Origin of the sequence: Rhizobium favelukesii, assembly GCF_000577275.2 — a bacterium.
Lineage (GTDB): Bacteria > Pseudomonadota > Alphaproteobacteria > Rhizobiales > Rhizobiaceae > Rhizobium > Rhizobium favelukesii.
Genome location: NZ_HG916855.1, coordinates 63,467 through 76,380, shown reverse-complemented (window position 1 = coordinate 76,380; position 12,914 = coordinate 63,467). Strand labels below are relative to the sequence as shown.

The following is a 12,914-nucleotide window of genomic DNA, read 5'->3' as shown; positions in this document are numbered from 1 at the left end:
TTGTCAAAGACGGATCTGTGCGGCCATGTAAAAGGCATCAGAGATGCTGGGACCCTCTGTTATGTCTTACCTTTCATTCGCTCTAAGCGTCTTCGCGCTGCTTATCCTGCCAGGTCCGACCAATGCCGTTCTGGCCATGGCGTCGCAAGGGATTAGTTTTACGCGTGCCGTCGTGCTTGTTGTAGCGGTCGTTCTATCCTATTTGACGGTTGTTCTCCCCGTCGCTGGGCTTGCAGGCACCTTTCTGAAGGTGCATCCCGCCGTTTCTGAAGCCGTAAAGCTCATCTCCGCTACGTGGGTGCTCTACCTCGCGCTGAAGCTGTGGGTTGTGGATGCACGGGCCTCGGTCCTCGTCATCGGCGTGCGGCATGTCGTTGTGACGACACTGCTCAATCCTAAGGCACTCATCATCGCGCTCACGATGATTGCACCGGACCAGGACCGGCTTCCGATCGCTGCCGTCGGGAGCTTCTCGGCTGTCGCCGTTCTGACATCAACCATCTGGCTGTTGGTCGGCAGAACGGTTCTCGGAAGCAGCAACCAAATGCCATTGATTGCGCGGCGGTTCGGATCGGGCGTCTTACTGGTTTTCTCAGCGATACTCACGGTGAGCGCGCTACAGCAATAAATAGGGCTGCGGCAAAACTGCGGAACTAGCAAGTGCCACAACATCGGATGCCGGAAATGCTGTTCTCGGTGCCATTGTTGACGTCGGATGGCTTCTGGTCAGGCAGCGCCAAGCCCGCCACCATGCTCGGATGCTCTCAACTCCTGGCGCAGTTACAGGTCAAAATTCGTCGGCATCATGATCACGTCTCGGATCGTCATGCCGCGAGGGCGGGTCAGCATGAAGATCACCACTTCGGCGACCTCGCTGGCTTGCAGCAAGCTTCCCGAGACCTTGGCCTCTTCGAGTTTTTCTGGCGGCCAGTCGGCAAGTAGCGACGTGATGACCGGGCCAGGGGAGATAGATCCAACCCGGATCCCGTGCTTGAAGACTTGCCGCCGCACAGTTTGGACGAAGCAATTAATAGCCCATTTTGACGACGCGTAGACCGGCTCCCACGGAGTCGGGAAATGAGCCGCGAGCGAGCTGGTTACAATGACATCACCGGAGCCGCGTTCGATCATATGAGGCAGAACGTCGTGGACGTTTTTCATGACCACGTTGACGTTCAGGTTCAGCATCCGGTCAATCGCGCTCGTATCCGCCTCGACTAGATCGCCACCAATGTAAGTCCCGGCGTTGGCGTGAAAAATGTCGAGCCGCCCTGCGCTCGCTAAAACCTTCGGCACCAAAGTTGCGCATTCCGACGGATCCAACAGGTCGATGACCAACGGCATAGCGCGGTCGCTATGCTTTTCACAAAGCGCCTTCAACGCACCTTCATCCCGGTCGATCAAAACAACCATGGCACCCGCCGCCAGCATGGCCTCCGAGCTCGCCAATCCGATGCCCGATGCCGCGCCTGTCACGGCTGCGACTTTGCCGTCTAGTTCACTTCCCATGTCGATCTCCCTTTGCGTGCAACGCGAAGGCTAGGAGCTTTTGCTGGGCTGGTCCAGCAATCGTCACTGCCTTTGCACCGGCACCTTCCTGGGCGATCCCACGCTTTGAGAGAACCTGCCAAAAAAATCATCGGGGCTCCGCTCGCGCTCTTTATCGGTCAGGCCGCCTTTTTGCGTGAAGACCCACGTATGACTTACGCTAACGGAGCATTTGGCTCAGTCACCGGCGACCGGGGAGGCTGTAGGGGCGTCGCTGCTATTTATGGAGAGCGACCTTGACGCCTCCTAAACTTTGCGAAATGCTAAGATGTCAGACCAATTCAAAGGTCGCCTGCCTAAAGAATTTGGGGAACCATGAAGGCACCAAGCAGCGACAGGCCGATTATCCGGCCGCTTCCGGCGATCGACCGAGCGCGTCAGGTAACCGACGCGCTAGCCGATTATGTTCAAAGCGCGCAGCTGAAGGCGGGCGATCGGCTGCCGGCAGAGCGCGAGCTGATGTCAGCGCTGATGGTCGGCCGCTCGACGATCCGCGAGGCGATCCGTCACTTCCAGGCACTTGGCGTCATCGAAACCCGTAAAGGCAGCGGCACCTACCTACTGAAACCGGTTTCGAAGGCGACGATCCATATGCCGCTATCGCTGGACACTGGCCATCTGCGCGACGTGCTGCTGCAGACCCTTGAGGTGCGCCGCGGGATCGAATGCGAGGCCTGCATGGTCGCAGCGAGAAAGCGGACCGACAAGGATCTCATCCTGATCGAGCAGAACCTCGACGCGATGGAACGCGTCCACATATCGAAGGGCACGTCCGGTCCGGAGGATCTGGCCTTCCACCTTGCCATCTACGATGCCACCCACAATCCGCTTTTTCGCCAGCTTCTCGAGCAGATGCGCGAGACATTCTGGCAGTTCTGGGAGCACCCTTTCGAGCGCGAGGATTTCGCACGCCGCTCCTTTCCCTTTCATCGCACGCTCTACAACGCGATCGCCGCCCGGGATGCCGAGGCCGCGCGGGAAGAGACACTGAAAATCCTCGAGGTTGTCGAGGACGATATCAAGGAAATGTCGAAATGAATAACGGCGCAGACGCGTTCGATCTTGCCTCGCTCATCACCGCACACGACGAAGGAAACTTCGCCGAAGCCGTCGTGCCGCCGATTTTCCAGACGTCACTTTTCACCTTTTCCAATTATGACGACATGATCTCCTCCTATCGCGGCGAGAAGGTGCGGCCGATCTATACGCGCGGCCTCAACCCAACGGTTCGCATGTTTGAGGAAATGCTGGCGAAGCTTGAGGGAGCCGACGACGCGCTCGGCTTTGCGAGCGGCATGGCGGCGATCTCTTCGGCGGTGCTGTCCTTCGTCGAACCGGGCGACCGGATCGTCGCGGTCAAGCACGTCTATCCCGACGCGTTCCGCCTTTTCGGCACGATCCTGAAGCGCATGAAGGTCGAAGTCACCTATGTCGATGGCCGCGATGAGGAGGCGGTGGCAAAGGCGCTGCCCGGCGCTAAACTCTTCTACATGGAAAGCCCGACCAGCTGGGTGATGGACGCTCATGACGTCGGCGCGCTCGCCGCGCTCGCCAAGACGCATGGTATCATCACGATGATCGACAACAGCTGGGCAAGCCCCTACTTCCAGCAGCCGATCTCGCTAGGCGTCGATATCGTCATCCATTCGGCCTCGAAATATCTCGGCGGCCACAGCGATGTCGTCGCTGGGGTTGTCGTCGGGTCGAAGGAGATGATCGCCCGCATCAAGGCGGAAGCCTATCCCTATCTCGGCGGCAAGCTCTCGCCCTTCGATGCCTGGCTTCTCATTCGCGGCCTGCGCACGCTGCCGATCCGCATGCGGGCCCACGAAGCCGCCGCGATGACAATCGCAAAACGCCTGCAGGAGCTCGACGTGGTGGAGGCGGTCTGCCATCCAGGTCTCGCCAACCGCCTGCCTGCCGGCCTCAACGGCACGTCGGGGCTGTTTTCCTTCATATTCCGCGAGGGCGTCGATATCCGCGCCTTCGCCGATCACCTCAAGCTCTTCAAACTGGGAGTGAGCTGGGGTGGGCATGAAAGCCTGATCGTACCAGGCGAGGTCGTCCTTCAGCAGAAGGCGCAACCGAATTCCGCGCATGCCTTCGGGATCCATGCGCGGTCCGTACGCCTCCACGTCGGCCTCGAAGGAACCGAGGCCTTGTGGAAGGACATTGAGGCGGCACTGGCGGTCGCCTCTTAAGCGTTCAAAACCTCAAAAACCTGAAAAGGGGGAGCAAGCATGAAAAGACTGATCACCGCCACTCTACTCGCCACGATGATGGCCGGCACCGCACTCGCCGATACCACGCTGAAGCTGGTCGAGGTCATCACCAGCCCCGAACGCACCGAAACGCTGAAGTCGATCGTCGGCAAATTCGAGGCTGCGAACCCCGGCACCAAGGTCGACATCATCTCGCTGCCCTGGAACGAAGCCTTCCAGAAGTTCGCGACAATGGTTTCGGCCGGCGACACGCCTGACGTCATGGAAATGCCAGATACCTGGCTGTCGCTCTACGGCAATAACGGCATGCTCGAAAGCCTCGAGCCCTATCTCGAAAAGTGGGATCACACAAAGGAACTGACGCCGCGCGCCCTCGAACTCGGTCGCGACGTGAAGAACACGGCCTATATGCTGCCTTACGGGTTCTATCTGCGCGCCATGTTCTACAACAAGAAACTGCTCAAGGAAGCCGGCGTTTCCGAACCACCGAAGACGCTGGAAGAGTTCACGGCGGCTTCGGAGAAAGTCTCCAAGCTTCCCGGCAAATACGGCTACTGCATGCGCGGCGGCCCAGGTGGCCTTAACGGCTGGATGATCTTCGCAGCCTCGATGGCAGGCTCGAACAAGTACTTCAACGAAGACGGCACCTCGACGATGAACAGCCCCGGCTGGGCGAAGGGCATCGAGTGGATGGTCGATCTCTACAAGAAGGGCTATGCGCCGAAGGACAGCGTCAACTGGGGCTTCAATGAAGTCGTCGCCGGCTTCTATTCCGGCACCTGCGCCTTCCTCGATCAGGATCCGGACGCCCTGATTGCGATCGCCGAGCGCATGAAAAAGGACGACTTCGGCGTGATGCCGCTCCCGAAGGGCCCGGACGGCAAGTCCTTCCCGACGATCGGCTATGGTGGCTGGTCGATGTTCACTACGAGCCAGAACAAGGACCTGTCTTGGAAGCTGATCGCGACGCTCGAAGGCCCGGAAGGCAACCTCGAATGGAACAAGCGCATCGGCGCGCTTCCTGCCTATACGACCGCCGAGAAAGATCCCTTCTATGCGGGTGACCAGTTCAAGGGCTGGTTCGAGGAACTGGCCGATCCGAACACCGTCCCGACGGTGATGCCGACCTACCTCGAAGAATTCGCCTTCTTCAAGGACTCGCTGGCAATCAAGACCTCGCAGCAGGCGCTCCTCGGGGATATTTCGGCCAAGGACCTGGCGGACCAGTGGGCGGACTACCTCACCAAGGCACAGCAGAAGTTCCTGGCCAAGAAGTAGGTACCACGTCAAGCGGCAGCCCTGGCAAAGAGGGCTGCCGCCAACGCCCTGAACGACATAGATGGCGCGCCCTTGAGGCCGCACAACGGAAGCTTGCCTGATGACAATGACCGCCGATACGCTCGACAGTCGCCGCGACCGCAGGCCGTGGCTGAAGCGCGTCGCCGATGCCTCGGAACCCTATCTCTATAGCGCCCCCTCGCTGATCCTCATCATCGCCGTGATGCTGGTGCCTCTGGCGATCGGCGTCTCCTACGCGTTCCGCGACATCCAGCTGCTCAACCCGTTCTCCGGCGGTTTCATCGGGCTCGACCATTTCCGTGCACTCGCGAAGGATGCCGCCTTCTATGGCGCGCTGAAGAACACGCTCTGGTGGACGGGCGCCTCCGTTCTTTTGCAGTTCATCTTCGGCCTCATTCTCGCGCTGCTGCTCGACAAGCCGTTCTGGGGCAGGGGCGTCGTGCAGGCGCTGGTTTTCCTGCCCTGGGCCGTTCCCTCATTCCTCGCCGGTCTCAACTGGGCATGGCTGTTTAATCCGGTGATCGGGCCGATCCCGCATTGGCTTTACGCACTCGGCCTGATGAGCGAGCCAGGCAACATCCTCTCCGACCCGCGATATGCGATGTGGGGGCCGATCGTCGCCAACGTCTGGTGGGGCATTCCGTTCTTTGCGATCACGCTGCTGGCCGCCCTGCAGGCGATCCCGCGCGATCTCTATGAGGCAGCCTCCATCGACGGCGCCGGCTGGTTGCAGCGCTTCCGCTCGATCACCCTGCCCTTCCTCGCGCCGACGATCGCCATCACCGTGCTGCTGCGCACCGTCTGGGTCTCCAACTTTGCCGACCTGATTGTCGTCATGACGAGCGGCGGTCCGGCCGACCGCACGCAGATCGTCGCCAGCTACATTTTCACGCAGGCCTTCAGGCGGCTCGACTTCGGCTATGCCTCGGCAATCGCGCTGGTGCTGCTCGTGTTGCTGCTTGCCTATTCGATGTTGATCATCCTGCTCAGGCAGACCCTGCTGAACAAGGACTGAGGCCATGAAAAGATCCATCCTGCCAACCGTCGCGCATCGCGTGGCCGTCCTGTGTTACGTCGCCTTCGCGCTGTTTCCGCTCTTCTGGTTGCTCAAGGTATCAGTCACTCCGAACGATCTGCTCTATTCCGAGGGTGTGCGGATGTGGCCGTCCCGCACGACCTGGGATCATTATGCCTTCGTGATCCAGCACAGTGCCTTCCCGACCTTCTTCAAGAACAGCCTGATCGTGTCAGCCTCGACCGCGGTCGTCGTCACGATCTGCGCTTCGCTCTCCGGCTACGCACTGTCGCGGTTCAATTTCCGGGCCAAGTACTGGATCGTCGCTCTGATGCTTCTGACGCAGATGTTCCCTCTCGTCATGCTGGTCGCCCCGATCTTCAAGATCCTGTCGCCGCTGCACCTGACGAACAGTCTCACCGGCCTCATCGTGGTCTACACCGCCTTCAACGTACCCTTCGCGACCTTCCTGATGCAGTCTTTCTTCGACGGTATCCCGAAAGACCTCGAGGAGGCGGCGATGATTGACGGTGCAACGCAGTTTACCGCCTTCCGGCAGATCATCCTGCCGCTGACGCTGCCCGGCATTGCCGCAACGCTCGGCTTCGTGTTCACCGCGGCATGGAGCGAACTTCTCTTTGCACTCATGCTGATCAACGGCAACGATGCGGCGACCTTCCCTGTCGGGCTTCTCACCTTCGTCTCCAAATTCTCAGTGGACTTCGGGCAGATGATGGCAGCGGGCGTGCTCGCGCTCATCCCGGCCGGTCTCTTCTTCCTGCTCATCCAGCGTTATCTCGTCCAGGGCCTGACGGCCGGCGCGGTCAAGGGTTAATCAAAATGGCATCGATCGATATCCAGAACGTCAAGAAGGCCTATGGCCCAGTGCAGGTGCTGCACGACGTCGACCTCAGGATCAAGGACGGCGAGTTTGTCGTGCTCGTCGGCCCGTCGGGCTGCGGCAAGTCCACCCTGCTGCGCATGATCGCAGGGCTGGAGGACGTGACCGGGGGCGAGATCCGCATCGCCGGGAAGCGCGTTAACGAGTTGCATCCGAAGGACCGCGACATCGCCATGGTGTTCCAGTCCTACGCGCTCTATCCGCACATGAATGTCGCCGGCAACATGAGCTACAGTCTGAAGCTCAGGAAGACGGCCAAGGAAAAGATCGCCAGCGCAGTTTCAGGTGCTGCCTCCAAGCTTGGTCTGGACCCGCTGCTCGAACGGCGGCCGAAGGCGCTGTCCGGAGGCCAACGCCAACGCGTCGCCATGGGCCGCGCGATCGTGCGCCAACCGAAGGCCTTCCTCTTCGACGAGCCGCTGTCGAACCTTGACGCGCGCCTGCGCGAGCAGATGCGCGCGGAAATCAAGAAGCTGCATGGCGACCTGAAGGCCACGTCAATCTACGTCACTCACGACCAGATCGAGGCGATGACGCTGGCCGACAGGATCGTTGCCATGCATGGCGGCGTCGTTCAGCAGGTCGGCAGCCCGCTTGAACTATACGACCGGCCGGCCAACCTCTTCGTCGCCGGCTTCATCGGCTCGCCGGGGATGAACTTCCTCGACGCCACCTATGCCGATGGCAGCGTCCGCCTGAAGGATGGAACGATCGTGCCGCTGGCTGCGCCGCTTTCGCTCGCAAACGGCACCAAGGTCACGTTGGGGATCCGCCCCGAGCACGTCGTCGTTGCCGACCAGAGCGGCATGGGTGCGGACGTCGAGTTGGTCGAGCCCACAGGCTTCGGCATCATTCTGCACCTGTCGCTGCACGGCCTGCCGTTCAAGATCTTCACGCTTGATCGCGAAGCGCTGACGGCCGGCCCGAAGGTCAGCGTATCCTTTCCCGCGCAATACCTGCACGTCTTCGACGCGGATGGAAACAGAGCGAGGTAGGCAACGCGAGACGTTAGCCGTGGGCGAGGCTGCCGCGCAACACGGCATCGTTATAGGCTGGTCTCGGCGTCGGAATGGCGACCGGCATGACCGCTTCGGTGGCGACTGGCATCGCCGCTTCGCTCGGTGCCCGCGCTGCCGGCTCTGTAGCCAGTGTCGCTGCCGACCCCGGCATTGGAATCGGCACCGGGACGGTGGTTGGAACAAGCGCCTCGAACTGCGCGGGCATCAGTCTCTGACCGGGCAAATAGTTCATAGCAACTTCATATGAGGGCAGGGGCGCCGGCGTCTGCAGCTCGCCATCCCGGCCACGCTTTTCGTAGAACGCATTTCCGCCGGCGATCGTTACGTAATGCATGTTGCGGTACGGGAACGTCAGGCCGTCTGTGTGGAAGAACATCGCGTCCTTGACGCCAGGATGCCGTTCGCCACGCAGAATTGCGTCAGCCGCATCCGTCAGCTCGATCTCCGCGGCGGGCTCGACTTCCCGCGTCATAACACCGGGCGCAAACTGCCTCTGCTGGGCAACGACGCCGCAGATCGACTCGGGATAGGCTCCCGACGTCAGCCGGTTCATGACCACGGTTCCGACTGCCATATAGCCGTCGCGGTCCGAATGCTCGGACTCGAAGTACATTGCCCGCTTCAGGCAATCGCGATCCTTGGCAGTATAATTGAAGGTGACTTTTGTTGCCTGCGCGGATTGCCCCGCGCTCCTGGGCGTCACGGCCTGGCTGACCGCCTTTGTAGCCGGCTGCTGCGCAGTCGTGCAGCTCGCAGCCGCAAAGCCTGCCAACAGAATCCCGGCAAGAGATTTTCCCAACGCTAGATGCGCCCTCAACAGCAGGTGCCCCCCTATTTGGAGTAGTAAAGCCCTTCTCGATTAAGTGGCCGCTTTTGTATCCGCGTTTCGGGTAAATTTCAAATCCAATTAGTATCACAATTTGATTTGGCCGCGTTTTGCCTGCTGGGCAGGCTGATTCGCGATCGCATAACGCACTGAAAACGATGATAGTCGCCATCGCAGGTCACGTCCGCAATGGTCGAAATCACCATCCTATCAGGAACTGATTCGGAGCGTATTCCAACCACGTCAGCGCGGTTTCTACCTCTATGGCGTTGCCCGGAACAATTTCCACCGCTTCGGTCGGAAGGCAATCCGGCTGCGATCGAGGCTCCCGGCCTGCGATGGCGACAGTTCCAGTTCGATCGGTGGAAGCCCCTTGCCGATGTCGACCTCGATGTGGCGCGTGCCGGCGACGCGCCGGCTGGTCGTCAGCAAGCCGGCGATGCAGCCACCGCAACCATCTCGCAATTCGATGTCATGTGGCCGGAAGTAGAGTTGGGCATCCCCATCCGCCTCGTTTTCGACCTTGAGGCCGAGGGGCCGGTCCTCGAACCAGACTTCTCCGCCGTTCACCCGCACGTCGAGACAGTTTGACTGTCCGACAAAGCCGAAGACGAAGGGGGAGTTCGGGTTGTCATACACTTCATCAGGTGTTCCGATCTGTTCAATCGCACCCTGGCTCATCACGACGACGCGGTCGGCAAGCTCCATCGCCTCGTCCTGATCGTGCGTGACGAAAACAGTCGTGTGGCCGGTGTGGTCATGGATCTCGCGCAGCCATTTGCGCAGGTCCTTGCGCACCTGGGCGTCGAGTGCGCCGAAAGGCTCATCGAGAAGAAGTACGGTTGGTTCGACCGCCATGGCGCGCGCAAGCGCGACGCGCTGACGCTGGCCGCCGGAAAGCTGGGCCGGATAGCGCTTCTCCAGCCCCGAGAGCTGGACAAGATCCAGAAGCTCCAGTGCGCGCCTACGGATTTCCGCCCTCGGAGGGCGTCTCGCACCGTCGCGCACTTTCAGACCGAAGGAGACGTTATCAAGCACGGTCATATGCCGAAAAAGGGCATAGTGCTGGAAGACAAAGCCGATGTTGCGCTGCTGGACGGTCTTCTTCGACGCGTCCTCGTCGCCGAAGTAGATCAGCCCTTCCGTCGGGCTCTCCAGACCGGCGATGAGGCGCAGCAAGGTCGTCTTGCCGGAGCCGGACGGCCCGAGCAGCGCAATCAGCTCTCCGGAGCGGATGTCGAGCGAGACGTCGTGCAACGCCGGAAACCGGTCGAATTCCTTGCGCAAGTTTTGAACGCGAACTTCCATTCTAATTCCTTCAGTGCCGTCGGCTGGCGGCTATTTCTTCGCTGTATCGCATCTCGAGCAGCGTCTTCAAAACAAGGGTCACGAGCGCAAGCAATGCAAGCAGGGTGGCAACGGCGAACGCGCCGGTGAAATTGTACTCATTATAGAGAATTTCCACCTGCAGCGGCATGGTGTTCGTCTGTCCGCGAATATGGCCTGAGACCACCGATACGGCACCGAACTCGCCCATGGCGCGCGCGTTGCAGAGCAATACGCCGTAGAGCAGACCCCATTTGATGTTGGGCACAGTCACGTACCAGAAGGTTTGCCAGCCGCTGGCGCCGAGCGAAAGTGCGGCCTCTTCGTCGCCCGTTCCCTGCTCCTGCATCAGCGGGATCAGTTCGCGCGCCACGAAGGGGAAGGTGACGAACATGGTGGCGAGGATCAGTCCCGGAACGGCAAACAGGATCTTGATGTCGTGGGCGCTCAACCAGTGGCCGAGATGAGTGTTGGCGCCAAGCAGTAGCACGAACACCAGACCCGAAATGACAGGCGAGACTGAGAAGGGCAAGTCGATCAACGTCGTCAGGAAGGCCTTGCCCTTGAACTCGAACTTGGCAATCGCCCATGCAGCCGCCACGCCAAAGATCAGGTTGAGAGGCACGCTGACGCCCGCGACGATGAGGGTCAGACGAATGGCCGAAAAGGTCTCCTCGTCCTGCAATGCCTCGAGGAACGCCCCGGCACCCTTGCGGAACGCTTCCACGAAGACTGCCGCCAAGGGTAGAAGCAGGATCAGCGTCAGGAAGATCAGCGAGGCAAGGATCAGCGTCCAACGCGCGAACCGGTGCTCGGTAACGGCGGAGCGCACTTTTGTCGGCTGAACACTGGTGTCAAGCGCCATAGTACCTCCGTCTGCTCCAGCTCTGGATGAGGTTGATGATCAGCAGCATGACGAACGAGAGAACTAGCATCACTGCAGCGATGGCCGTCGCAGCGGCATAGTTGTATTCCTCGAGCTTGATGACGATCAGCAGCGGTGCGATCTCCGACCGGAAGGGAAGATTGCCGGCAATGAAGATCACCGAGCCATATTCGCCGACGCCACGGGCAAAAGCGAGCGCAAAGCCTGTCAGAACAGGCGGCGCCAAGCCCGGCAACAGCACACGGAAGATCGTCTGGAGACGGGTAGCGCCGAGCGTTGCGGCAGCCTCCTCGACTTCCTTGTCGATCTCTTCCATCACCGGCTGCACCGTGCGAACCACGAAAGGCAGGCCGACGAAGACGAGGGCGATAACGATACCGAGCGGCGTGAAGGCGATCTTGATGCCGAGCGGCGTGAGAAACTGGCCGATCCAGCCGTTCGGTGCATAAAGGGTCGCGAGCGCGATACCGGCAACGGCGGTCGGCAGCGCAAAGGGCAGGTCCACCATGGCGTCGATGACGCGTTTGCCTGGAAACCGGTAGCGCACCAGCACCCAGGCCAACACGACGCCGAAGGCAGCATTGATGCAGGCCGCCGCAAAAGCGGCGCCAAAGCTGATGCGCAAGGCGCTTGCGGTGCGAGGATCGAAGGCAATGGCCAGGAACTTTGCCCAGCCAAGCTCGCTTGACCGCCAGGCAAGGCCCGAAATCGGAATGAGGATCAAAAGGGTGAGCCAGGTCAAGGTAAGGCCGAGCGCCATTCCAAAACCTGGAATGACGCTCGGCCGTCTGAACCGCCACCGCGTGGGGTTATGTGCTCTCATGCGACGTATTATTGTGCCGGCTTGTAGATTTGGTCAAATACGCCGCCATCGCCGAAGAATTTCGGCTGTGCTTGCTTCCAGCCGCCGAAATCGTCGATCGTCGCGAGCTTCAGGTTTGGAAAGCGCGCGATGTCTGCCTTGTCGGCCGCTTCGGGCTTGGTCGGACGGTAGAAGTGCTTGGCCGCAATCTTCTGACCCTCGTCCGAATAAAGATAGTTCAGGTAGGCCTCCGCGACCTTGCGGGTTCCCTTCTTGTCGACGTTGCCGTCAACGACGGCGACCGGCGGGTCAGCGCGGATCGAGAACGTCGGCGTGACGATCTCGAACTGATCGGGCCCAAGCTCTTCCAGTGAGAGATAGGCTTCGTTTTCCCAGGCAAGAAGAACGTCGCCGAGGCCGCGCTGGACGAAGGTCGTCGTTGCGCCGCGCGCGCCGGTGTCGAGAACCGGAACATGCTGCAGGAGCTTCGTCACATAGTCCTGAGCCTTGGTGTCATCGCCGCCATTGGCCTGCTTGGCCCATGCCCAGGCCGCCAGGAAATTCCAGCGGGCGCCGCCTGACGTCTTCGGATTGGGAGTGATGACCTGGACGTCGTCCTTCACCAGATCGGCCCAGTCCTTGATGCCCTTCGGATTGCCCTTGCGAACAAGGAATACAATCGTTGACGTATAAGGCGTCGAATTGTTCGGGAACTTTGTTTTCCAATCTGCCGGGATCTTGCCGGTCTTGGCGGCAATCGCGTCGATGTCACCCTCGAGAGCAAGGGTCACGACATCGGCATCAAGCCCATCGATCACCGAGCGCGCCTGTGCGCCAGACCCACCGTGCGAAGCCTTGATGGTCACCGCCTCACCGGTGTCCTTCTGCCACTTCGCAGCGAAAGCGGCATTGAAATCCTTATAGAGTTCTCGCGTCGGATCGTAGGATACGTTGAGAAGCGTCTGGTCCGCGTATGCGGGAGCGACGGCCCCGATTGCGACGCTACCTGCCAGCGCCACAGCCGCGAGAAGCCGTGTGATCCTTATCGACTGCATGGAAACCTCCTTCGT

General features: G+C 60.4%; 13 protein-coding genes. 7 read left to right on the top strand and 6 right to left on the bottom strand.

Annotation, left to right across the window (positions count from 1 at the left end):
* Nucleotides 1–61 precede the first annotated feature (61 nt).
* Nucleotides 62–628 carry a threonine transporter RhtB gene (locus LPU83_RS63985; protein ID WP_024318669.1) on the top strand — a complete coding sequence of 189 codons (567 nt, stop codon included), beginning with the start codon at nucleotides 62–64 and terminating at the stop codon, nucleotides 626–628.
* A 152-nt stretch (nucleotides 629–780) separates the two neighbouring features.
* Here the strand turns inward: LPU83_RS63985 and LPU83_RS63980 are convergent, their stop codons facing one another.
* Nucleotides 781–1,509 (bottom strand): SDR family oxidoreductase, encoded by a 729-nt coding sequence (locus tag LPU83_RS63980; RefSeq protein ID WP_024318668.1) that lies wholly within the window; start codon nucleotides 1,507–1,509, stop codon nucleotides 781–783.
* Between the two features lie 354 nt (nucleotides 1,510–1,863).
* Here LPU83_RS63980 and LPU83_RS63975 point away from each other — a divergent pair, with 354 nt between their 5' ends.
* The 6 genes from LPU83_RS63975 (at nucleotide 1,864) to LPU83_RS63950 (ending at nucleotide 7,980) form a co-directional block, all read left to right on the top strand.
* A complete protein-coding gene (locus LPU83_RS63975; protein ID WP_024318667.1) occupies nucleotides 1,864–2,586 on the top strand; it encodes a FadR/GntR family transcriptional regulator in 723 nt (240 codons plus the stop codon).
* Nucleotides 2,583–3,749 carry a PLP-dependent transferase gene (locus tag LPU83_RS63970; RefSeq protein WP_024318666.1) on the top strand — a complete coding sequence of 389 codons (1,167 nt, stop codon included), beginning with the start codon at nucleotides 2,583–2,585 and terminating at the stop codon, nucleotides 3,747–3,749. The genes LPU83_RS63975 and LPU83_RS63970 overlap by 4 nt, the downstream gene beginning before the upstream one ends.
* Before the next feature lie 39 nt (nucleotides 3,750–3,788).
* The gene (locus tag LPU83_RS63965) at nucleotides 3,789–5,048 is read left to right on the top strand and encodes an ABC transporter substrate-binding protein (protein ID WP_024318665.1); all 1,260 of its coding nucleotides are present in this window, start codon (nucleotides 3,789–3,791) and stop codon (nucleotides 5,046–5,048) included.
* Between the two features lie 100 nt (nucleotides 5,049–5,148).
* Entirely contained in the window at nucleotides 5,149–6,084 is a 936-nt protein-coding gene (locus LPU83_RS63960) for a carbohydrate ABC transporter permease (protein ID WP_024318664.1), read from the top strand.
* A 4-nt stretch (nucleotides 6,085–6,088) separates the two neighbouring features.
* Complete coding sequence (locus LPU83_RS63955) at nucleotides 6,089–6,919, top strand: carbohydrate ABC transporter permease (RefSeq protein ID WP_024318663.1); 831 nt, start codon at nucleotides 6,089–6,091, stop codon at nucleotides 6,917–6,919.
* A gap of 5 nt (nucleotides 6,920–6,924) precedes the next feature.
* On the top strand, nucleotides 6,925–7,980 hold the full coding sequence (locus tag LPU83_RS63950) for an ABC transporter ATP-binding protein (RefSeq protein WP_024318662.1): 1,056 nt from the start codon (nucleotides 6,925–6,927) through the stop codon (nucleotides 7,978–7,980).
* 13 nt (nucleotides 7,981–7,993) lie between these two features.
* Here LPU83_RS63950 and LPU83_RS63945 read toward each other — a convergent pair whose 3' ends face one another.
* The 5 genes from LPU83_RS63945 to LPU83_RS63925 all read right to left on the bottom strand — a co-directional run bounded on the left by LPU83_RS63945 (nucleotide 7,994) and on the right by LPU83_RS63925 (nucleotide 12,899).
* Entirely contained in the window at nucleotides 7,994–8,821 is an 828-nt protein-coding gene (locus tag LPU83_RS63945; RefSeq protein ID WP_024318661.1) for a cell wall hydrolase, read from the bottom strand.
* Nucleotides 8,822–9,091: 270 nt separating this feature from the next.
* Complete coding sequence (locus LPU83_RS63940; protein ID WP_024318660.1) at nucleotides 9,092–10,138, bottom strand: sulfate/molybdate ABC transporter ATP-binding protein; 1,047 nt, start codon at nucleotides 10,136–10,138, stop codon at nucleotides 9,092–9,094.
* Nucleotides 10,139–10,148: 10 nt separating this feature from the next.
* Nucleotides 10,149–11,021 (bottom strand): sulfate ABC transporter permease subunit CysW, encoded by an 873-nt coding sequence (gene cysW, locus LPU83_RS63935; protein WP_024318659.1) that lies wholly within the window; start codon nucleotides 11,019–11,021, stop codon nucleotides 10,149–10,151.
* Entirely contained in the window at nucleotides 11,011–11,865 is an 855-nt protein-coding gene (cysT, locus tag LPU83_RS63930) for a sulfate ABC transporter permease subunit CysT (protein WP_024318658.1), read from the bottom strand. Before cysT ends, cysW begins: the two co-directional genes overlap by 11 nt.
* Before the next feature lie 8 nt (nucleotides 11,866–11,873).
* Nucleotides 11,874–12,899 carry a sulfate ABC transporter substrate-binding protein gene (locus LPU83_RS63925; protein WP_024318657.1) on the bottom strand — a complete coding sequence of 342 codons (1,026 nt, stop codon included), beginning with the start codon at nucleotides 12,897–12,899 and terminating at the stop codon, nucleotides 11,874–11,876.
* Nucleotides 12,900–12,914: the final 15 nt, after the last annotated feature.